This window comes from Nakamurella sp. PAMC28650 (genome assembly GCF_014303395.1).
In the GTDB taxonomy this organism is placed as follows: Bacteria; Actinomycetota; Actinomycetes; order Mycobacteriales; family Nakamurellaceae; genus Nakamurella.
In genome coordinates this window covers 3,463,074-3,484,423 of record NZ_CP060298.1, presented here as the reverse complement: position 1 = coordinate 3,484,423, position 21,350 = coordinate 3,463,074, and the positions used below count along the sequence as shown (strand labels likewise).

Below are 21,350 nucleotides of genomic sequence, written 5' to 3'. Positions count from 1 at the left end.
CGCTCAGCACCGGACCGCATCGCTCAGCACCGATCAGCTGCGGTCCCCCAGTGCCACCGTGCCCAGGATCTCCGGCATCCGGTCCAGGTAGGTCGTCGCCGTCCAGGAGGACATCACCACGATCGCCACGACCCCGCACAGCGGCCCGACGACCAGCCCGACCCAGCCCCACCCGGGCGCGACCGTCACGGCGAGCACCGCCAGTCCGATCGCGGGCAGTGCGACGACCAGCCCACCTCCGACGGCCGCGAGAACGGTCGCGGTGTTCCGCCCCTTCTGCCCGGGAAGTCCGTTGGCGAACATGGACTTCCGGCTCTGCCGCATGGCGTAGGGCAGCCGCGCCGACAGGTAGCCGATGAGGGCGATGGAGCCGAGCATCAGCGCGAGACAGATGCCCAGGGCCGCCGGCACCCGGCGCAGATCCCCCCGGAAGAACGCCTGCAGCAGAACCGCGAGCACGACGATGACCGTGCCGGGTACCGCAACGAAGACCGCGTGCCCCAACGCTTCTCCCCTGGCCCGGGTCCGGTCGGCGAACGCGACCATGTGCAACCAGACACCGGTTCCCTCGACTCCGAACTGGTTCCCGGCCTGCATGCCCACCATGACGGCGGCAAAGGCGACCGCATAGAGCGATCCGTGCCCCCGGATCACCAGCAGTGGCCAGATCACCGCCAGCGCGACGACCATCAACCACGGGATCCGCCGCATCGGGTCGCGCCAGGTCAGCACCCGGTCCCTGGCCACGATCAGGGCCACCATCCCGCCGAGGGAATCTGCCACCGCTCCGGAGGAGCCGGCGCGCCCGGCGGGTGCGGAGGCCTCCGAGGTGGACGGCGAGGTCGTCATGGACTTCTGCAGCGCCACCGACCACCACCACCAGCCGAGGCGGATCGCCGCCGCCGCCGTGAGGACCGCCACGACCAGATGAACCCATCTGGCCTCCTCGACGAACGACGGGATGGCCGCCAACGCGCCGTTGGGGCCCCAGAGCAGGACCTGCGACAGGGCCCGGGCGCCGGATCCCAGGGAGGCACCCGAACCGCTCGAGGCGCCGGCCCGGTTCAGCGCGAAGGACAGCCCGAGATACAGCAGGAACAGCAACGAGCCGATGACCATCCCGAGGTCACGTCCGCGTCGACCCGACATCAGTCCGGACATCGCGGTCGAGGCCGCCCGCGAGACGACCATGCACAGCCCGAGCTGGGCGACGGCGCAGAGCAGCGCGATCGGGAGCAGGGTCCAACTCGAGGACAGCGCGACGGCCGCACCGATCAGCACGAGAGCGTTGGCCAGCGGGAGATAGCCGACCAGCGAGGCCGCCAGCAGGCCGCGCTGCAGCACGCCGGTGGTCAGCGGGAGCAGTGCGAACCTCATCGGGTCCACCGTCTCGTCGATGCCGAAGGCGACCAGTGGGGCCAGCACCCAGGAGACCATCTGCAGGGTGAACAGCGAGATCACCACGGTGCGGGCGGCGACGGGGTGGGTACGCAGGGCCATCAGGCCAACGGCGATCACGAGCAGTACCAGCGCCGCGGCGCACCAGCCGATGATCTGCCAGGCCTTGGAGGCACCGTTGGAATGACGGAAGCGGCTGCTGACCAGCCGCCACTTCAGGCCGGCGAAGACCCCAACCATTCCAGGCCTCCTTCCGCGACGTCGTCGGCGCCGACCAGGTGCATGAACGCATCCTCGAGACTGGCCGCCTGCCCCCGGACCGATGCGGTCGGGCCGGTGGCCACGATGCGACCGTGCCCCATCACGGCCACGTGCGTGCACAGACTCTCGACCAGGGCCATCACGTGCGAGGAGAAGATCACCGTGCCGCCGCCGACCGTGTAGCGCGACAGCACCGTCCTGATCACCCGGGCCGAGACCGGGTCGACCGCCTCCAGCGGCTCGTCCAGCAGCAGGATCGGCGGGGCGTGCAGCAGCGCGGCCGCCAGGGTGATCTTCTTCCGCATTCCGGTCGAGTAGTCGGCGACCAGTCTGGAGCCGGCTTCGTCGAGATCCAGCACGGCGATCAGTTCCTTGGACCTGGCCTGCACGGTCGCCACCGGCAGCCCTCGCAAGCGCCCGAGATAGGACAGCAGTTCGGGGCCGGACAACCGCTCGAACAGACGCAGGCCGTCGGGCAGCACGCCCATCCGGCTCTTGGCGTGCACCGGGTCCGCCCAGACGTCGACACCGCCCATGATCACCCGCCCGGCGTCGGGGCGCAGCAACCCGGTGACCATCGACAGAGTGGTGGTCTTGCCCGCACCGTTGGGTCCGACCAGCCCGAAGAACGCTCCGGTCGGCACGTCGAGGTCGATGTGATCGACCACCGCGCGGCCGTCGTAGGTCTTGGTCAGGCCCCGGATCGCCAGTGCCAGATCGCCCACCCCGGCCGGCAGGTCCTCCGGCCGTGGGTAGCTGGGCAACACCGGGATCCGATCTGTCTTCTCACCGGTCATGCGTCCCCCTCCGCTGTGGTCCTTCTTCCGTCAACCCTGTCACACGGCGCCGACACCGACGCGATGGCCGGCACGGGTCTCAGCCGATGGCACCCGGTCCGGCGCGGGAGGCACGACGTTGCCAGCAGGAGGTGTGCCAGTGTCGACGGTCGCCCACTCCACCTTCGGTCTCGGACACCCAGGCCGGCCAGACGACCAGGTGGGCCGTTCCCGGCGCGATGATCTGCTGGCACCCCGGGCAGCGGTAGTCCTTGCCCGCGACGGCTCCGGGCACCGTTCTGACGAGGAACTCGCCGTCCCTCGTCGACTGCGCGCGCTGCCAGCCCACCCCTGGCCGGGTGGCATCGCCCACCTCCCCGGCCCCCGGACCTCGGGTGCCGCGTCCCCGGTCACCCCGGTTGCCCCGGCCAGAGGGTCTGGGTGGATGGGAGCGTCGCGGCACAGCAAAACCGTACCCGTGTGCCAGAGTGAGGAGGTAGCCTTGCTCACGATCGGGGAACGAGGGAGTCGCTTTGCCGGGACGAATGGGGATCGCTCTGACCGCGGCCGCCCTGAGTGTGACGGTCGGGGTGTTGGTCGGGGCCGTCATGACGATCGGCAATCACGCCAGGTCGCAGTCCGTCGCTTCCACCCCGGCCGCGTCGGCGCCGTCGTCCCCGTCCCTGGTCGGTGACAGCGCCGGTGCCGTGGCCCCGGCGTCCGTTCAGGCCTCGATTTCAGCTCCGGCGCCTGCGTCCGCGTCCGCGTCGATTCCGATGACGTCAGGTCCAGCCCCGTCAGCTCCGCCCCCGTCGGTCGGGGTGGCGGGGACGTCCGCCGTCCTCGGCCCGGTCCGGCCGACCACCACCCCCGTCAAGGCGACCCCCCGGCGGTCGGTCCCACCGGCCACCGTCATCACCATCTATCTGACCACCACCACCCCGACCCCTGCTCACGCCCCGACGCCCGCCCCGCCGCCACCACCCGCCGCCACCCCGACAACCACACCGACCACGACCACGACCACGACCCCCCGATCGACCCCCGCCCCTCCGGCGGGCGCGCCGACAGCCGGGCAGCCGTGCCAGACCCTGGGCGCGAAGGACACCGCCCCCGGCGGCTCGAACGTCTTCTGCCAGCGCAACTTCGCCACCGGTTCGCTCGCGTGGCGCGCGGTCGTGGACGGCGGGGGCTGCCTCAACAAGACGATGACGGGCATCGGCATCGACGGCCGGAACTACACCTGCCGGCCGGACGGCCCGCACCTGGATCGCTGGCGACCCGCGCACTGATCGGGGCGTCCGCCGTCAGACCGGGACGAACAGCGTCAGCAGCGCCCAGCAGACCACTGCCGAGGGCAGCAGCGAATCCATCCGGTCCATCACGCCGCCGTGGCCGGGCAGCAGGGTGCCCATGTCCTTGACGCCGAGGTCACGTTTGATCAGCGACTCGGCGAGGTCTCCCCCGGTGGACACGCAGGCCAGCACCAGCCCGATGATCGCCCCCTGCCACCAGGGGTGGTGCAGCGCCGGCATCAACGAGAGAGACAACGCACCGCCGGCCATCGCCGTGACGACCGAACCAGTGAATCCCTCCCACGACTTCTTCGGCGAGATCGTCGGCGCCATCGGATGTCTGCCCAGTAGCGCGCCCGCGGCGTAGCCGCCGGTGTCGGAGCAGACCACCATGATCAGGAACGCCAGGATCCGGGCGTGCCCATCGTGCGGGGCGACCATCAGCGTCGCGAAGGTGGCGAACAGTCCCAGGTAGATCGTCAGGAAGATGGACGCGCTGACGTCGGCCAGATAGCCGTCGGCCCCTCGGCCGAAGCGCCACCCCATCACCGCCAGGGACGTGAGGGCGATGCCCAGCATCTGTGCCGTGTGTCCGTAGGGCCAGGTCAGAGCGATGGTGACCGCCGACCCGAGCGCCACCGGGATCCAGGTGATGGTGATACCGCGGGCCGTGGCGAGCGTGGCACGCATCTCCCAGACGGAGGCGACCACCGCCGCGATGACGACCAGGACGAAGATCTCGCGCAGTAGCAGAAGGCAGACCACGACGACCAGGCCGAGACCGAGACCGACTCCGATCGCCATCGGCAAGTTCCGGCCTGCCTTCGAAACGGTCGCAGCCGGTTGCGGGGAGGCGGGCGGGACCCCGGAGGTCGCGTCGTGCGAAGTCGGGCCGGCCATCAGTCCTCGAGCAACTCGGCTTCCTTGTGTCTGACCAGCTCGTCGATCGACGCTGTGTACCGATCGGTGACGATCTGCAGTTCCTTCTCGGCCCTGGCACCCTCGTCCTCGCCGGTGTCCCCGTCCTTCACGGCCTTGTCCAGGGTCTCCTTGGCCTTGCGGCGGATGTTGCGCACCGAGACCTTCGCGTCCTCGCCCTTGGCCCGGGCGACCTTGCCCATGCTGCGGCGGCGCTCCTCGGTCAGCTGCGGGAAGATGATCCGGATGATGTTCCCGTCGTTGCTGGGATTCACGCCCAGGTCGGAGTCGCGGATCGCACGCTCGATGGACCCCAGCTGGCTCTGGTCGTACGGCTTGATGACGGCCATCCGCGCCTCGGGGATGGTGATCGAGGCCATCTGCTGCAATGGGGTGGTGGCACCGTAGTAGTCGATGACGATGCGGCTGAAGGTGTTCGGGTTGGCCCGACCGGTCCGCAGGCTGGACAGATCCTCCTTGGCGACCAGGACCGCCTTCTCCATCTTCTCTTCCGCGTCGAACAGCGTCTCGTCGATCAGGTCGGACATGTCTGGTGCCTTTCGTCCCAGCCGGCGCGGTGTCGCCGGCGTGGCTTCTACAGCGAACCTACTTCGTACGCAGGAACTAGTGCGAACGGGGAGTCGACACCAGCGTGCCGATCCTCTCGCCCCTGACCGCCTTGCCGATGTTGCCATCGGTGAGCAGGTTGAACACGATGATCGGCATCGAGTTGTCCATGCAGAGGCTGAAAGCCGTGGCGTCGGCGACCTGCAGGCCGCGTTCCAGCACCTCCCGGTGGGTGATCTCGGCGAACATCTTGGCGTCGGGCACCACCCGCGGGTCGGCGTCGAAGACACCGTCGACGGCTTTAGCCATCAGGACGACCTCGGCGTTGATCTCCAGGGCCCGCTGGGCTGCGGTGGTGTCGGTGGAGAAGTACGGCATGCCCATCCCGGCTGCGAAGATGACGATGCGGCCCTTCTCCAGATGTCGCTGGGCACGCCGGGGGATGTAGGGCTCGGCCACCTGGCCCATCGTGATGGCCGTCTGGACCCGCGTGTCGAGGTGGTGCTCGCGTTCCAGGAAGTCTTGCAGCGCAAGGCTGTTCATGACGGTGCCAAGCATGCCCATGTAGTCGGCCCTGGCCCGGTCCATGCCGCGGCTGTTCAATTCCGCACCGCGGAAGAAGTTGCCCCCGCCGATCACCACCGCGACCTGGACGCCGTCGCCGACGACCTCCGCGATCTGCCGGGCGACCCCGGAGACCACGTCCGGGTCGACGCCGACCTGGCCCCCGCCGAACATCTCACCGCCGAGTTTGAGCACCACCCGGCGGAACGGGCGACGGTCGGTCTCGGTCTCGGTCATGTTGGCCTCGTCTTCACCAGTGCGAACGTGAGAGATCGGGGTCGGCCACGCACAGGATGCAGCCGATCCCGATCGGTACTACTAGATCACGCCGTGCCGACCTCGAAGCGCACGAAGGCGGTGACGTCGACGCCGGCGCCGGCCAGGACCTTCGCGACCGTCATCTTCGAATCCCGGACCCAGCTCTGCTCGCCGAGGACCGCGGCCTTGTAGAACCCGTTGACCCGGCCTTCGACGATCTTGGGCAGTGCCGCCTCCGGCTTGCCCTCCTCGCGAGCGATGCCCTCGGCGATGCGCTGCTCGGACTCGAGCACTTCGGCGGGCACCTCCTCGCGGGAGAGGTACTTGGTGGTGGGGACCGCGGAGATCTGCATGGCGGAGCCGCGGGCCGTCTCGGCGTCGCTGCCCGTGTACTGCACGAGGACCCCGATGACCGGCGGGAGGTCGGCGGACCTCTTGTGCAGGTACACCGTGGTCTGGCCGTCGAACTTGGCGACCCGGTTCAGGACGAGCTTCTCTCCGAGTCGTCCTGCCGCGTTGGTGATCTCGTCCTCGACGGTGCCCGTCCCCAGCGGAGCGGCCAGCACCGACTCGACCGTGACGTCGCCCTCGGTGGCCGCGGCGGCTGCCGCGATCTTGTTCGCCAGATCCTGGAAATCCTGGTTCTTGGCGACGAAGTCGGTCTCGGAGTTCAGCTCGATCAGTGCGTTGCCGGACGCGGCGACCATGCCCTCGGCGGTGGTCCGCTCGGCGCGCTTGGACGCGTTCTTGGCGTTCTTGATCCGGAGGAACTCGATAGCCTTGTCGAAGTCGCCCTCGTTCTCCTCCAGGGCCTTCTTGCAATCCATGAATCCGGCTCCGGTCAGTTCCCGGAGCTTCTTGACGTCTGCAGCGCTGTAGTTCGCCATCTGTGGCGCGATCCTTCCTTCTCGACGGTGGGCAGCTCGTTGATCCAGCTGCCGGTGGTGCATGGTGCCGGGGTGCATGCCGGGGTCCGGTGGTCCGGACATGGCAGTGCCGGGCAACCCGTCGTGGGCTGCCCGGCACGTGCTGACTAGTTCAGCGAGGCAAGACCGGCGGCGGTGTCGCTGCCCTCGGTCGCAGCATCGGCCACCTCGGCGTCGGCGACCAGTTCGGCCGTCGCGCCCTCGGTGATGACCTCGTCGGCAGCGGGTGCCGGAGCGGCGTCAGCCGGGGCGGTCTCCTCGTGGGTCTGCAGCAGCTCGCGCTCCCACTCGGCCAGCGGCTCTTCACCCGCGGCGACCGCAGCGCCACCGGAACGGGCCAGCAGGCCCTCGGCGACGGCTTCGGCGACGACCTTGGTCAGCAGCGCAGCGGAGCGGATCGCGTCGTCGTTGCCCGGCACCGGGTAGTCGACCTCGTCCGGGTCGCAGTTGGTGTCGAGCACCGCAACGACCGGGATGTTCAGCTTGCGAGCCTCACCGACGGCGATGTGCTCCTTCTTCGTGTCCACGATCCATACAGCCGACGGCACCCGGGTCATGTCGCGGATGCCACCAAGGGTCTTGGCCAGCTTGTCCTTCTCGCGGGTCATCAGAAGGATTTCCTTCTTGGTGAAACCGACGAACCCACCGCTCTCCTCCATGGCCTCGAGGTCCTTGAGGCGCAGCAGGCGCTTGTGCACCGTCTGGAAGTTGGTGAGCATGCCACCGAGCCAGCGCTGGTTGACGTACGGCATCTGGACGCGGGTCGCCTGCTCGGCGATCGCCTCCTGGGCCTGGCGCTTGGTGCCGATGAACAGGACGGTCCCGCCGTGGGCGACGGTTTCCTTGATGAACTCGTACGCCTTGTCGATGTACGTCAGCGTCTGCTGCAGATCGATGACGTAGTTGCCATTGCGTTCGGTGAAGATGAATCTCTTCATCTTCGGATTCCAGCGCCGGGTCTGGTGTCCGAAGTGGACACCCGCGTCCAGCAGCTGGCGCATCGTGACGACAGCCAAAGTGACCAGCCGTCCTTTCTTTTTCTGCGCACGCCCGAACTTCCGCCTGCGCGGATTCGTGCCCGAGGTGCGCTGTTTCGGTTGTCGCGCTCGACCGGCGGTCGTGCGCCCTGACGTCCTCGGTGGGCACCGCCCGCCTGGGCGGGACCTCGGTGACCACCGGCCGGTGCGGTGGGAGCGAACCTTCCGGTCAGGGAAGTCCGCAGCGGCAGAAGGGCGTGCGTAGTCGGCCGATGAAAAACATCGGTCGCCAGGTCAGCGTACGTGATCGGCGTGTCAGGTTGCCAATCGGCAAGGTGGGCTCCGCGAGGGTTCCGGGGCGCAGGTTGTGCACATGCGCCCGGCTGTCCACATTCGACTCCGAAGTACCGCGCCAGGAGGCCACGACGCGGACGATCAGGCGATGCCCAGGACTCGTTCGCGTCGAGATGCCGTCCGCTCCTCCCTCGTCGCCGGTCTGATCGCCGGTCTGGTCTGCGGTCTGATCCTCCTGGTCGGTGACGGAAGCGCCGGCGCCGTCGGCCATTCGATCCCGGCGACCGATCGTCAGGACGGCCGATCGACAGGTTTCGTGCTGCCCATGGCCGGACCGGTTGCCGTCCTGACGCCGTTCCGCCCGCCGGCCACCCGGTACGGAGTGGGACATCGCGGGGTGGACCTGGAGGGCGCCCCGGGCACCCCGATCAGGGCCGCCGGTGCCGGGATCGTCGTGCATGCTGCGCCGCTGGCCGGTCGCGGCGTCATCTCGATCGAGCACCAGGTGGGACTGCGCACCACGTACGAGCCGGTGACGGCGTCGGTTCAGCCGGGAGATGCGGTGGTGGCGGGCCAGGTGATCGGTGTGCTCGAGGCCGGGCACTCCTCCTGCGCCCCGGCGGTCTGCCTGCACTGGGGCGCCCGTCTGCCGGACGGCTCCTACCTGGATCCGATGGGGCTGCTCCGCGGGCTGCGGGTGCGGTTGCTGCCGTGGGACCGGTAGGCCTCAGGCGCGGGGATGCGCCTGGCGGTACACCGCGGCCAGTCGTTCGGAGGAGATGTGGGTGTAGATCTGGGTGGTCGCCAGACTGGCGTGCCCGAGCATCTCCTGCACGGCCCGCAGGTCGGCACCCCCGTCGAGCAGGTGGGTGGCGCCGGTGTGGCGGATTCCATGCGGGCCGATGTCCGGGGCGCCGGGAATCGCGGAAGTTCGGGCGTGGACGAGGGTCCGGACGGCCCGCGGATCCATCCGGCCGCCCCGAAGACCCAGGAACACGGCCTGTTTCGAGAGATCGCCGGCCAGCATGGGACGGCCGCGATCCAGCCAGTCCCCGATCGCCCGGTCGGCCGGCAACCCGAACGGCACGGTCCGTTCCTTCGAACCCTTGCCCAGCACCCTGATCACGCGGCGCCGCCGATCGACGTCGCCGAGGTCGATGCCGGTGAGCTCGGACACGCGAATCATGGTGGCGTACAACATTTCCAGGACCGCCTGGTCGCGCAGCTCGATGGCTCCCCGGACCGGCGTCGGCGTGCCGGCCAGCATGGCGCGCGCCTGCCCCTCGGCGAGGATCGGAGGCAGCGACCTGTTGGCCCTCGGGGAGGCGAGCCGAGCGCCCGCGTCGACCCGCACGGCACCGGTCCGGACCGCCCATCCGGTGAACGATCTGGCCGCAGCGGCCCGCCGGGCCAGTGACGTCCGGGCCGCTCCCGTGCTCCGCAGCTTGGCCAGCCAGCTGCGCAACGTGGCCAGGTCCAGATCGGCGATGCCGACCGACATCCGTCGGTCGGAGGGCTGCAGGCGCGTCAGATGATCCAGGAGGGAGGCCACGTCCGCGGTGTACCCGGCGACCGTGGCGGGGGAGAGGTTGCGCTCGGACCTGAGGTAACGGCGGTAGCCGTCGAGCGCGTCGACGAGCAGGGGCGGGAGCTCGTCGACGATCGACTCGGTGGAGCGGCGGACGGCCATCTCCCGAAGGTGCTGCAGGTGCGCCACGAAGGTCAAGCGCGGCGCGCCGGAATCAGTCGACTGTCCCGCATCAGTCGACTGTTCGGTGTGCGGCTCAGCCGGGTGTTCGGTCAGTGACCGAAAATCTGCCGGTCGCGCATCTCGATGAGCTCGTTACGCATCGACGAAGTCGATTCGTTGATCATCCGCCACATGCGCCGCTCACGGCGGGCAGCTTCACGACGGTGGGACATGGACTTCAAAACGCCTGACATTGCGGGGAGTTCCTTCGTTGCTCTGGTGCGAGGTGTTCGCGCGACCCGCCGCCCGGGCTTGGACGGTGGAGATTCTTCTTCTGTCCTACAACGAAGAAGACGCCTCGAGCATCCTGGGTTTGCGAGCGCGACCCTGTGTTTCCCACCACAGGGTCCCTATCGCAACCTTCGCCATCGCCGGCCGACCCTGATCGGGGCCCGATCAGGTCTCCCCGATCGGGCCGTCCGGTCAGGATTGGTGCGCTGCGTCGAAGGCCTCGATGATGCCGGCGGCAATGCGTCCGCGGTCGCCGACGGTGAAGCCGTTGGCGTTCGCCCAGGTGCGAATGGCCTCGCGCTGCTCGCGTCCCATGCTCGGCGTGGCCGAGAACGCCTTCGAGGAACTGCCGACCGGCCGGCCCCTGCGCCTTGGCTCCGGCGAGGCGCCTTCCTGGTGGTAGGCCTCGGCCTCCGCGAGCACCTGCTCGACGTCGTTCTTGAAGAGCTGGTCGAACTCCGCACGATCCAGGACGATTCGTTCGGCCGGGGTGTTGGGCAACGCCAATTCGATGGTGACCAGTTCCCGCTGGGTCCCCTCCAGGTTGGCCACCTCCAATACATAGGCATCAAGACGCACCGGTGAGTCGATCAGTGGATGACGGAGAACCCGTATTTCGGCCACCTCCTCGGCCTTGGCGATCTCCTTACCGGTCAAGTCGCTGCTGATGATTTCCACGCGTCTGCGGGCCACTGGATAACTCCTGTCGTCGAGCCGGTCAAGACCTGCGACACTAACACGATCACGATAGCAATTGACTATCGACCTGGCCGTTCGGAATTGAATGATAAGGGCGGCCAAGTCCGACCGGATTAGCGTCAATTGCGGCGGACGGCAATTGATGGCAACCGCTCGTCCGGCCGGCCGTCAGGTATCGGACTTCCGCCGGCGGCGCCAGGCCCCCTCCTGACGGCGGACCAGATCATGCAACTCCAGCCTGGCCAGCGCCGCCATCACCTGGCCCGGACCGATCGCCGATTCCACGGACAGTTGCGCGACCGTGCGGATCCCCCGCGCAGGGAGCGCGTCGTAGACCTTGGCCACCTCCGGATCCAGCCCGTCCGTCGGGTGCCGGTCCGACGGCTCGGCCGTACCCGCCGGCACCGTCCCGGGACCGACGACCACGCTGTTGCCCCGTAGTGGAGCCGGCACGGTCTTCTCCCCCAGGGCCGTGAGGACATCCTCGGAACTGGTCACCAGCACCGCCTTTCCGCTGGCCAGGAGCATGTGACAGCCAACCGACAACGCCGAGGTCACCGGACCTGGCACTGCCATCAGCACCCGCCCCAGAGCGTCGGACGCGCTCGCGGTCGACAGCGTGCCGGATCGACGACCGGCTTCCACCACGACGGTGCCTGCGGCCAGTCCGGCGATCAGCCGGTTCCGCACCAGGAAGCGGTGCCGGGCCGGGGAGAAACCTGGCGGATACTCGCTGATCACCGCTCCCACCTGGGCGATCCGATCGATCAGTGCGGTGTTGGCGACCGGATAGGCCCGGTCGATGCCACAGGCCAGGATCGCAATCGTCGGCAGTTCACCCGGGTAGGCCAGGGCGCCGCGATGGGCGAACGTATCGATCCCGAACGCCGCCCCGGAGATCACCGTCAGACCGGCATCGGCTGCACCCATCGCGATGTCGGCCGCCACCCGCTGCCCGTAGTGGGTGTTCGCCCGTGAGCCGACCACCGCCAACGCCCGCTCCGGAAGACCGGACAACGGCCGCCCCCGCACGTACAGAGCAACCGGACCGGCACCGTTCTTCACCCCTCGGGAGGCCGCCATCGTGAATGCCATCAGAGCGGCCTCCGGCCACTCCGGATCGCCGGCGCCGATGATCCGGGCCCCGCACGACGCAGCCGCCGCCAGGTCGACGTCGATCAGCGTCTCGAGGTCATCGGCCGTGACCTGCTCGGTCCTGGCCGCAGTCGGGGCCAGCACAGCCCGAGGCGCCCGTCGCTCCCGGATCGCCTGCCACGCGGCCACAGCGCCCACCCTGGCGACGTACTCGCTCACCGCGGTGTCAGGCGGCTCGAACACGCGCAACAGCCCGGCCCAACTCCGCCGCAGGGCCGACTCCGCGGCTGGAGGCGGCCCGCCCCCGATACCGACCGCCCGGATCTCCGCCGGGGTCCAGAGTTCCGGATCCGGCCCGGCACCGCCGTCCCAGGCGATCTCCGGACCATCGGTGCTGCTGTGACTCACCATGCGTTCTCCCCACACCGCAACGAGAGTGCCCTGGCCACGTCTTCGGCCGAGGGCACCTCCCTCCCCCCGAGATCGGCGCTGGTCAGCGCCAACCGCAACACCCGGTCATAGCCACGTCCGGTCAACCGGCCGAAGCGCACCGCCCGATCCAACAGCCCCTCCTCGGCACGGCCGGGCCGCCACAACCGGCGGATGATCGGACCCGGGACCTCCGCATTGGTCGTGAAACGTGTTCCCCACCAGCGATGCAGCGCCCGCCCCCTGGCCAACGCCACCCTGGCCGCGATGACCTCCGAGCACTCCTGATCCGCCTCCCCCGATACCAGCGACCGCGGGTCGAGGGCCGCCAGATCCACCCGGATGTCGATCCGGTCCATCAACGGCCCCGACAATCGCGCCAGGTACCGGCGCCTGATGCCCGAGGCGCACGTGCAGTCGACGTCCTTCGCCGCCGCGCACGGACATGGGTTCGCCGCCAGGATCAGCTGGAACCGCGCCGGGTACCGGACCGCACCTGACGCCCGCGCCAACAGCACCGCTCCGGATTCCATCGGCTGTCGCAGCGCATCCAGGACCGTCGGCCGGAATTCCGGGGCCTCGTCCAGGAAGAGGACCCCGCGGTGCGCCAGGCTCACGCTGCCGGGCCGGATCAGGCCGGACCCACCACCGACCAGCGCAGCCAACGAGGCCGAATGATGAGGCTCGATGAAAGGCGGCCGGGTGATCAACGGCGTCTGGTCATCCAGATTGCCCGCCACCGAATGAACAGCAGTGACCTCCAACGCCTGCTCCGCGCTCAGCCTGGGCAACAGGCTCGGCAGTCGCGCCGCCAACATCGTCTTCCCCGACCCCGGAGGACCCACCATCGCCAGATGATGCCCACCCGCCGCGGCCAACTCCAACGCCGAACGAGCCTCCGGCTGCCCCAACACATCCCGCATGTCCGACATCGGAGGCTCCACCGGCGGCCCCGCCGCTACCGGCTCCACCAGACGACCCGCCTCGCCCTTGAAATGGCCCACCAGATCGGCCAGGAACGCGACCCCACGTACCCGCACCCCGCCCGCCAACACCGCCTCCGCCATGTTCGCCACCGGCACGATCGCCGAGGTCCGCCCGGCCGCCCTGACCGCCAGGAGACTGGGCAAGGTCCCCCGAACCGGATGCACCCGCCCGTCCAACCCCAACTCCCCGATCAACACCACCTGCGCCGCCGCCGCCGCCGGAATCACCTCCGCCGCAGCCAGCACGGCAATCGCCATGGCCAGATCGAAACTCGCCCCCCTCTTGGGCAACGCCGCCGGCGACAACGCCAGGGTGATCCGCTTCTCCGGCCACTTCTCCCCCGTATTGATCACCGCCGACCGCACCCGATCCCGAGCCTGCGTGACGGCCACATCCCCCAACCCGATCACCGTCGTCGCCGGCAGCCCGTTGGCCAGATCGGCCTCGACCTTCACCAACTCCCCAGCCACCCCGGCCAACGCCACCGCCCACGTCGTCGCCAACGCCATCGCTCACCCCGCCGCATCCCCCGCGGACCCAGCGCCCGCCACGACCACCAGCCTGCGCGGCGACAGACCACACCCAGTCCCCCAACCGAAAGATGTGCACAACTTCGACCATGGGGACAACCCGGGTCGCCAACACTGAGCAGCCCGGTACTTCCCGGACTTGGACCCCCAAGTAGAATTGCCGGAAAGGATCGGAGAAATGGTGAGCAAGTTTCGAGGCAAGTACACCCCGGAGTTTCGGGATACGGCCGTGCGGGAGGTGACCGACAAATCTCGGCCCATCGCTGACGTTGCTCGCGAACTGGGCTTGGTGGAGCAGACCCTGCGGAACTGGGTGGCGGCCCATCGCGAGCGTCACGGCGGCGACACGCAGGAACTGACCGTGTCGGAGCGGGCGAAGCTGAAGGCGTTGGAGAAAGAAGTGCGTGAGCTTCGTATGGAGAACGAATTTCTGGGAAAAGCAACGGCCTTCTTCGCCAAGAAATCGCAGTGAGCAGAAAGTATGCATTCATTGCGAGTGAAGAAGGCCACTACCCGCTGCACCTGATGTTCCGCTGGGCGAAGGTGTCGAAGTCCGGCTTCTACGAGTGGAAGGGTCGCGGGCCGTCCTACACCAGCCGGCGCCGCACCCATCTTGCTCGGCTGATCACGGCGTTGTTCGAGGCCTCCGATGGGACCTACGGCTACCGTCGGGTACACGCTGACCTGCTGCGATCGGGCTATTGGGCTGATGACGACACGGTCCGGCAGATCATGCGGGAGCTCGACCTGGTGCCATGCCAGCCCCGTCCGTTTCGGCCGGTCACTACCATCGCCGGCGACACCGGTCAGACCCCTGACCTGGTAAAACGGCACTTCAACGCGGTCGTGCCGGGTACGAAGCTGGTCGGTGACATCACCTATATCCCGACCTGGGAGGGCTGGCTGTACTTGGCGACCGTGCTGGACTGCGCTACGAAGAAAGTCGTCGGCTACGCAATGGCAGATCACATGCGGGCATCGCTGGTGGTTGACGCTCTGAAAATGGCCGCACGTAATGTCAGGATTGTTCCCGATGTCAGCATATTTCACAGTGACCGCGGAAGCCAGTACTGCTCTCAGGACTTCGCTGACCTCACTACCCACCTCAAAGTTCGTCGGTCGGTAGGACGAACTGGTGTGTGTTATGACAATGCTTGGGCAGAATCATTCAACGGCACACTGAAAGTGGAAAGGGTGAATCGTACTAGTTATCCGACCCGTGAACAGGCGGAGATGGACATCACGCGGTACATTGAATTAAGATACAATCAGGTTCGGTTGCACTCGGCGCTGGGATACATTACGCCCAACGAAGCAGAGCAATGGTGGTTGGCCAACAACTCCGCAGCGTAGTAGTCACCGTTCTACAGTCCGGAAAACGGCGGGCGGCTCACACCGATCACCGGTGATCCAGAACTTTCCTGCCTGAGTCGCCCCGGGCCCGGCTCCGAAGGAACGCCAAATGCCCCGCAAGACAGTCTGTCCCGCGGGGCATTTGGCGTCTCTGCTGCTCAGCCCGAGTTCTGTTGCGTGATCGCTCTCTGACTCAGGATTTTGTGCCGGACGCGTCGTTGGTCAGGAAGTAGGCCTTGGCCACCTGCACCCGTTGGGCGGGGCCGATGAAGGTGCTGTTGTCCGCCGCGACCTTGCGGACGGACACGAACCAGCCATGCGAGGTCTTGTCGATCGCCGCCCCCATGGTCGAGTTGGTCACCACATTGCCGGTGTCACATGAATAGGCCGTCAGTTGACCGATTGGCATGGTGCCGTTGAACGGCGACACGCAGATCGATCCGTCGGCCAGAACCAGAGTGAACGGTGCCGGGGCGGCGCTTGCAGCATTTGACGGTAGCGCGGCCTTCAGAGGCACGTGGGTGACCGTTCGCTTCATCGCGTTGTCGATGCACCACGCCTCGTGTCCGCCCGGGACACCGACGCATGCCGGTCCGTAGACGGCGGAACTCGGATAGCAGTGGTAGAAGTTCCGTCCGCCGGCCAGGTAGTTCGATCCCCCGAAGCAGGTGACCGGGTCCGATCCGAAGTATTCGGACACGGAGACGCCGGGCGCTGGTCTCCCGGTCGGACCGAGGGCGGAGAAGTCGATGATCGTGGGCGGCCCGTTGATTCCTGACCCGGCGGTCGGCGAGATCGACGTGGGCGGCGCGGCAGTGGTCGTCGCGGTCGACGGATGTTGCGCCGACGTGCTGGTCCCGCCCGCACGACCGGTGGTCGATGACGACCGGCCCGCGGCCGTGCTGAGTTTGGTTCCGGCAGGTAACTGGCCCGTTGTGGTTCCTGTCGCGGTTGCACGGGTCGCCGAGCCCGATGTACGGACTGTCGGAGCCGCCCGAGTTGCGGTGGTGACCACGTTCGGTGGGCGTGGCAGCGCGGAGTTCGTGGACAGCCGACTGGACTGGGTGGAGGGCTGGCTGGACTCGGTGGAGGGTCGACTGGACGACGTCGATGTGGTCAGGACCGTAGTGCTGGCCGGAGCGATCGGAGCCGGGGCAGGGGGTTGGTGGTTGCCCAGAAGCGTGGCCCCGCCGGCCACCAAGGTGATGACCGCGGCCACTGCCGCCATCGACGTGACCACCGCGAGCCGGGTCCGGCGTCGGCGTCGACCGCGAGCACCGATCAGGATCAGCGCAATCGCATCGGGCCGGATCGCCGGAACTCGCGGCCCCTGACCCAGAGTGTCCTGGAGATCGTCCTCGTTCATGACGCCGCCCTTCCGGAGAAGCCGGAGAGATCCTGAATGGACGTTTTCCGGAGCGAATTGATCGCCCGAGAACTGTGGCTCTTGACTGTTCCGACGGAGATGCTCAAGATGTCGGCAATTTCCTGTTCGGAATGGCCTTCGACGTAGCGCAGGACGATGACCGCTCGTTGTTTGCGCGGCAGCGCGGCCACGGCCCCCCAGACGCCGGCGTCGTCAATCGGGTATCCATCGGTCACCGACACCTCGGGCAGCTCCGCCAGGAGCGACTCTCGACGGCGCTTGCGCCAGGAGCTGATCCGAGCGTTTGCCGTGATCGCCTTGACGTAGGCCACCGGTTGATCGGCGGCGCTGACCCGACGCCAGTTCAACACGGCCTTCTCGCAAGCTGTCTGCACCAGATCGGCACCGTCATGCGGGTTGCCGGCCAGCGCGATGCCGTACCGCATGAGACCCGGCAGGTTCGCCCGCAGGAATTCTGAAATGTCGAGCGAGATCTGTTCCCCGCCCTGATGACCGCCGGCCGCACCCCCGGGTGCACCGTCGCCGTCATCTTTGGATCCGGTGCCGCCAGATCGAGGCTCCATGATGCTCACGCCCCATCCCCCTTCACGTTGCACTCCCGACGACGCCAACCGTGCCGACGAGACTGCCGCACCGACCGCCGGACTCCCTGCGGCCGATCCCGTCACCGCCTACACGCCAACGAAAGGGGATCCGTTGTCGAGGATCAGATGCGTGGCACGATCGTAACCGTCATCATGAGGGCGTCATCGGGCCCGCTCCGCGATCGGCCCCGCTCAGGTGAGCGGCGAGAGCTGGCCAGATGCCTCTTGAAGGTGTGGACCTACCATTAACGTTGTGGGAAGATCGAACCCCAAACCCCCTGCGGGAGGCCACTTACGCCCGGTAAGTCGCGAAGCTGGCGCCACGCACTTTGTGGCCGCACGAAGCAACCAAATCTGGTCCTGGCGACGCCTACGCAGTGAAGTCTAGAACGCAGGCTTTCCAACACGGAGATTCGTAACATGACAGCTCGCGAACGGCTTCGTCCAACGGCTGCACTCGTCGGGCTGGTGATCTTCATGTCACTTGTCGCGTGCTCATCGCGCGACCGAAGCGCCGCAACCGTGGCGTCATCGTCTGCATAGCTATCAATCTTGACAAGCACCGACGCGGTGACGCCCAGTCCTACCACCTCAGATGGCACGATCGGCTCGTCTTCGCAATCCGGCCGTCCCGCACCGGCCGGGTCTGCGACCGCTGGCAATCAATCGGGCTCTTCTAACTTGGCACCCAGACCGAAGGACCACCAGCCGGTGATCCCGGCCCGGGTCCGGCCGCCGGGCCGCCGCACGCTATGACCGTGCTGGGCATCGGTGAGACCCGCCGCGGGAAGGCCGCTACGAGATCCGCGCCGACACCGGGGTGAAGGTAGGGATCGACCGGTTCGACACCGGCCCGGTCTCCCCCTTCCACCTCGTTGCGCTGGCCAACCGGTGGTCACCGACTACCGGCGGGAGGTGGCCTTGACCAACCGCGCACGACGGGGCCACAAGGTCAACCACGAGAGGGCCCAACGCAACGGGCTGCTGCCTGCTGGCCGCCGCGGAACGGGCCAAGACATTCCGGGCGGTTAAGGTCGCCGGCCCCACCAGCGGGCCGCACAACTGTCGGCAGGGCATGGAACTCCTGCGTCACCTGCTGAAGCTGGCCGGCACCGAACCGGACGGGGGGCTGGCCTGGCAGCGGCTCACCGGCCTCCAGATGTTCTGCGCCGACCACCTCGACATCCGGCAGATCCGCCGCCTCGCGCAGACCGTCGACCACCGGCGGTCCTCGATCATCGAAGGCCTGGTCACCGGCATCAGTAGCGGCCGGTCCGAAGGCGACAACCGGATCGTCAAACACATCAGCCGCATCGCGTTCGGGTTCGCCCAACCCGCCAACCAGAAACGCCGGATACGCTTCGCCTGCACCCGCACATCACGCCGGGCGCCAACCACGCTCAAGCCCTGCAAAATATGAAGACCCGACATGCGAGCGGTCCTATACTCCCGCCATGACCACGGATCCCTCATCAGGGCGAGTACACCCGACATTGGTTCCGATGTCCGCGGATGAATTTTCGGCATGGCAGGAAGCATCGATCAGGTCATTCGCGCAGGACCTGGCCCAATCCACCGGACGCCCGCTCGATGCCGCGCTGCAACAAGCCGGCCAGCAGTTCGCTGAATTACTACCTGATGGTCTCGACACCGAGAGAGTGCACCTCCTCCGAGTTGTCGATGAGACCGAGGGCGTGGTCGGCACGCTCTGGATCGGACCGCAGCCCGGGCGGGCGAGTGCAGCTCATGTCTACGACATCGAGATCAAGCCTGAGTACCGAGGTCGCGGGTTCGGCCGTGCCGCGATGCTGGCGGCCGAGGTGGTGGCCTTGGTCGATGGAGCGACTGTTCTGGGCCTCAATGTGTTTGGCTTCAACGAGACTGCTCTCCGGCTCTACAAATCGCTCGGCTACAGCGTCGTCGCGACCCAGATGAGCAAAACGCTTTAGCCTGGATGCGCTGTGAGGTGACGATTCTGGCGGGCGTAGCGCGAAAATGCGCGTGGGAGCCTAGAGGATAGGGTTTCGATCGGTCCGGCTGGCCGCCCCCAAGCGGTAGGCAGCGGCCGGGGATTTGACCGGTCGCGTGCGCACTGCCACGTCGGCGCAGAAGCTGTGGGTCTTGCGCATGCGGGACGTGGGAACCCCTCAAGCACCGCCGCCTGTACGAGCAGAACGGCGACATCCAGCCGGTGGAACTCGAGCAGGCCTACTACGCTCAAAACAGAGCCCAGCAATCCGGCGGGCTCTCGAACCAGTAAGTGTCCGGAGATGCCGGGGTGATTCACACCATCAGATTCGCTTGGCCAGAGCAAGGCCTACCGGCGGCCGGAATCTATATCGACGGGGCCGCGCTGCAACGGGCAAGCGCAGATGCAACTGAACTTTGGCCGTGAGCGGCGGGGTTCGCACACACCGATGACGTGCAACCCAACATGACGGGCTGGCTTAGCCTCGATCAGTGGACCTGGTCGGTTCCTGACCGGCGTGGAAACTGAAGAAAGTGCCCTTGAACTGCGATAATCGGTTTGTCTAGAACCTGATTGGCGCGGATCGGAAGGACACTTTCAGTGAGATTGTTGCACGCCTGGAAACCAGATGCAGCGACGTTCGACGATCAGAATCTGGTGTCGGCGGCCGGGCTGGTCCCGGTGCTGGCGCTGGCCGAACGGACCCAGCTGCCGGAACTGGTCGGCCGGCAGCTCCGGTTCGACTCCGAACGGATCGCCTCAGCGGCGGCGAACCCCGTCGGGAAGATCATGTCGATCATCGCCGGGATGCTGACCGGCGCCGACTCCATCGCCGATCTGCAGATCATCCGCTCTGGCGGATCGCAGAAACTGTTCGGCGCGGTCTACGCACCTTCGACATTGGGGATGTTCCTGCGGGAATTCACCCACGGACACACCCGCCAATTGTCGGCGGTCCTGGCCCGGCACCTGCTGGCCCTGACCCGGCGGACCGGGGTGCTGGCCGGCATCGATGTGCAGGCGTTCATCGACATCGACTCGCTGCTACGACCGGTCTACGGACACGCCAAACAGGGCGCCAGCTTCGGGCACACCAAGATCGCCAACCGGCAGGTGTTGCGCAAAGGACTCTCACCGCTGGTCACCACCATCAGCACCGCGATCGCCGCACCGGTGATCGCCGGGGTCCGCCTGCGGGCCGGGAAAGCCGGATCCGGGCGGGGCGCCGCCTCCATGGTCACCGAAGCGATCAACCTGGCCCTCGCCGCTGGTGCCAAGCCGGCGACCATCCTGGTCCGCGGCGATTCGGCCTACGGCTACAGCGATGTCATCGCGGCGGTCCTGCGAGCCGGCGCCAAGTTCTCGTTCGTGCTCACCAAGAACAAAGCAGTCAACCGGGCCATCGGCGCCATCCCGGCCGACGCGTGGACGCCGGTACGGTATCCCGGCGCCGTCATCGACCCGGACACCGGAGAATGGATCTCCGACGCCGAAGTCGCCGAGATCAGCTACACCCTGCTGGCCGGCACCGGAAAGGCCACCACCGCCCGGCTGATCGTCCGCCGCGTCAAAGACCGCAACCACCTCGACGAACTGTTCCCCGTCTGGCGCTACCACCCCTTTTTCACCAACAGCACCGAAACAGTGACCGACGCCGACATCACCCACCGCCAACACGCCATCATCGAATCGGTGTTCGCCGACCTGATCGACGGGCCCTGGGCCCACCAGCCCTCCGGCCACTTTCCGGCGAACTGCGCCTGGACCATCCTGGGCGCTATCGCCCACAACCTGCTCCGCGCCGCCGGCACCTGCATCGACACCGCCCACGCCGTCGCGCGAGGAGCGACGCTGCGGCGTCGGCTGATCAACGTCCCCGCCCGGATCGCCCGACCCCAAGGCCGCCGCATCCTGCACCTACCCACCCACCACCCCCACCAACGTCAGTGGAAACAGCTATGGGACAACGTGTTCAGCCCGCCGCACCAACAATCGTCCGCAGCCTGAAACTACCCGAACCCGGCCGAGAACGCCGCCACAGGAACCACATTGGACACGCTGGAGCAGACCAGCAGATCAACCACGCCCGACCCCAAAAACGA

Annotated in this window: 21 protein-coding genes; 7 read left to right on the top strand and 14 right to left on the bottom strand. The window is 67.5% G+C overall.

Features of this window, described 5'->3' with window-relative positions; all coding sequences use genetic code 11:
* Positions 1-33: 33 nt before the first annotated feature.
* From H7F38_RS15825 to H7F38_RS15815, 3 genes are all read right to left on the bottom strand, one after another.
* The gene (locus H7F38_RS15825; RefSeq protein WP_187090752.1) at positions 34-1,638 is read right to left on the bottom strand and encodes a hypothetical protein; all 1,605 of its coding nucleotides are present in this window, start codon (positions 1,636-1,638) and stop codon (positions 34-36) included.
* Entirely contained in the window at positions 1,614-2,456 is an 843-nt protein-coding gene (locus H7F38_RS15820) for an ABC transporter ATP-binding protein (protein ID WP_187090751.1), read from the bottom strand. Before H7F38_RS15820 ends, H7F38_RS15825 begins: the two co-directional genes overlap by 25 nt.
* 79 nt (positions 2,457-2,535) lie before the next feature.
* Positions 2,536-2,808, bottom strand: a complete 273-nt coding sequence (locus H7F38_RS15815; RefSeq protein ID WP_187090750.1) for a hypothetical protein — start codon at positions 2,806-2,808, stop codon at positions 2,536-2,538.
* Between the two features lie 160 nt (positions 2,809-2,968).
* Between H7F38_RS15815 and H7F38_RS15810 the strand changes: the two genes are divergently transcribed.
* Positions 2,969-3,727 (top strand): hypothetical protein, encoded by a 759-nt coding sequence (locus tag H7F38_RS15810; RefSeq protein ID WP_187090749.1) that lies wholly within the window; start codon positions 2,969-2,971, stop codon positions 3,725-3,727.
* A gap of 15 nt (positions 3,728-3,742) precedes the next feature.
* Here the strand turns inward: H7F38_RS15810 and H7F38_RS15805 are convergent, their stop codons facing one another.
* The 5 genes from H7F38_RS15805 to rpsB all read right to left on the bottom strand — a co-directional run bounded on the left by H7F38_RS15805 (position 3,743) and on the right by rpsB (position 7,979).
* Positions 3,743-4,534, bottom strand: a complete 792-nt coding sequence (locus tag H7F38_RS15805; protein WP_255498004.1) for a phosphatidate cytidylyltransferase — start codon at positions 4,532-4,534, stop codon at positions 3,743-3,745.
* Between the two features lie 95 nt (positions 4,535-4,629).
* Positions 4,630-5,187, bottom strand: a complete 558-nt coding sequence (gene frr / locus H7F38_RS15800; protein ID WP_187094752.1) for a ribosome recycling factor — start codon at positions 5,185-5,187, stop codon at positions 4,630-4,632.
* 85 nt (positions 5,188-5,272) lie between these two features.
* Entirely contained in the window at positions 5,273-6,016 is a 744-nt protein-coding gene (pyrH, locus tag H7F38_RS15795; RefSeq protein ID WP_187090747.1) for a UMP kinase, read from the bottom strand.
* 86 nt (positions 6,017-6,102) lie between these two features.
* Complete coding sequence (gene tsf / locus H7F38_RS15790; RefSeq protein WP_187090746.1) at positions 6,103-6,924, bottom strand: translation elongation factor Ts; 822 nt, start codon at positions 6,922-6,924, stop codon at positions 6,103-6,105.
* 146 nt (positions 6,925-7,070) lie between these two features.
* The gene (gene rpsB / locus H7F38_RS15785) at positions 7,071-7,979 is read right to left on the bottom strand and encodes a 30S ribosomal protein S2 (protein ID WP_187090745.1); all 909 of its coding nucleotides are present in this window, start codon (positions 7,977-7,979) and stop codon (positions 7,071-7,073) included.
* A gap of 403 nt (positions 7,980-8,382) precedes the next feature.
* Between rpsB and H7F38_RS15780 the strand changes: the two genes are divergently transcribed.
* Positions 8,383-8,958 (top strand): M23 family metallopeptidase, encoded by a 576-nt coding sequence (locus H7F38_RS15780; protein WP_187090744.1) that lies wholly within the window; start codon positions 8,383-8,385, stop codon positions 8,956-8,958.
* A 3-nt stretch (positions 8,959-8,961) separates the two neighbouring features.
* Here H7F38_RS15780 and H7F38_RS15775 read toward each other — a convergent pair whose 3' ends face one another.
* The 4 genes from H7F38_RS15775 to H7F38_RS15760 all read right to left on the bottom strand — a co-directional run bounded on the left by H7F38_RS15775 (position 8,962) and on the right by H7F38_RS15760 (position 13,934).
* Entirely contained in the window at positions 8,962-9,924 is a 963-nt protein-coding gene (locus tag H7F38_RS15775) for a tyrosine recombinase XerC (protein WP_187090743.1), read from the bottom strand.
* Between the two features lie 483 nt (positions 9,925-10,407).
* Entirely contained in the window at positions 10,408-10,908 is a 501-nt protein-coding gene (locus H7F38_RS15770; RefSeq protein ID WP_187090742.1) for a histone-like nucleoid-structuring protein Lsr2, read from the bottom strand.
* 174 nt (positions 10,909-11,082) lie between these two features.
* On the bottom strand, positions 11,083-12,420 hold the full coding sequence (dprA, locus tag H7F38_RS15765) for a DNA-processing protein DprA (protein ID WP_187090741.1): 1,338 nt from the start codon (positions 12,418-12,420) through the stop codon (positions 11,083-11,085).
* Positions 12,414-13,934 carry a YifB family Mg chelatase-like AAA ATPase gene (locus H7F38_RS15760; RefSeq protein WP_187090740.1) on the bottom strand — a complete coding sequence of 507 codons (1,521 nt, stop codon included), beginning with the start codon at positions 13,932-13,934 and terminating at the stop codon, positions 12,414-12,416. The genes dprA and H7F38_RS15760 overlap by 7 nt, the downstream gene beginning before the upstream one ends.
* Positions 13,935-14,136: 202 nt before the next feature.
* Between H7F38_RS15760 and H7F38_RS15755 the strand changes: the two genes are divergently transcribed.
* Positions 14,137-15,308 (top strand): IS3 family transposase gene (locus tag H7F38_RS15755; protein ID WP_187094410.1). Its coding sequence is split into 2 segments (ribosomal slippage): positions 14,137-14,389 and positions 14,389-15,308, totalling 1,173 coding nucleotides; the frame shifts between segments, so codons are not numbered across the junction.
* A 193-nt stretch (positions 15,309-15,501) separates the two neighbouring features.
* Here H7F38_RS15755 and H7F38_RS15750 read toward each other — a convergent pair.
* Positions 15,502-15,846, bottom strand: coding sequence for a hypothetical protein (locus H7F38_RS15750; protein ID WP_187090739.1), 345 nt, complete (start codon positions 15,844-15,846; stop codon positions 15,502-15,504).
* A 130-nt stretch (positions 15,847-15,976) separates the two neighbouring features.
* Here H7F38_RS15750 and H7F38_RS15745 point away from each other — a divergent pair, with 130 nt between their 5' ends.
* Positions 15,977-16,642 carry a hypothetical protein gene (locus H7F38_RS15745; RefSeq protein ID WP_187090738.1) on the top strand — a complete coding sequence of 222 codons (666 nt, stop codon included), beginning with the start codon at positions 15,977-15,979 and terminating at the stop codon, positions 16,640-16,642.
* 28 nt (positions 16,643-16,670) lie between these two features.
* Here H7F38_RS15745 and H7F38_RS15740 read toward each other — a convergent pair whose 3' ends face one another.
* A complete protein-coding gene (locus H7F38_RS15740) occupies positions 16,671-17,258 on the bottom strand; it encodes a SigE family RNA polymerase sigma factor (RefSeq protein WP_187094751.1) in 588 nt (195 codons plus the stop codon).
* 1,096 nt (positions 17,259-18,354) lie between these two features.
* On the opposite strand from H7F38_RS15740, the gene H7F38_RS15735 reads away from it, so the two are divergent.
* The 3 genes from H7F38_RS15735 (at position 18,355) to H7F38_RS15725 (ending at position 21,255) form a co-directional block, all read left to right on the top strand.
* Positions 18,355-18,699 (top strand): transposase, encoded by a 345-nt coding sequence (locus tag H7F38_RS15735; RefSeq protein ID WP_187090737.1) that lies wholly within the window; start codon positions 18,355-18,357, stop codon positions 18,697-18,699.
* A 34-nt stretch (positions 18,700-18,733) separates the two neighbouring features.
* The gene (locus tag H7F38_RS15730) at positions 18,734-19,228 is read left to right on the top strand and encodes a GNAT family N-acetyltransferase (protein ID WP_187090736.1); all 495 of its coding nucleotides are present in this window, start codon (positions 18,734-18,736) and stop codon (positions 19,226-19,228) included.
* 620 nt (positions 19,229-19,848) lie between these two features.
* On the top strand, positions 19,849-21,255 hold the full coding sequence (locus tag H7F38_RS15725; RefSeq protein WP_187090283.1) for an IS1380 family transposase: 1,407 nt from the start codon (positions 19,849-19,851) through the stop codon (positions 21,253-21,255).
* Positions 21,256-21,350: the final 95 nt, after the last annotated feature.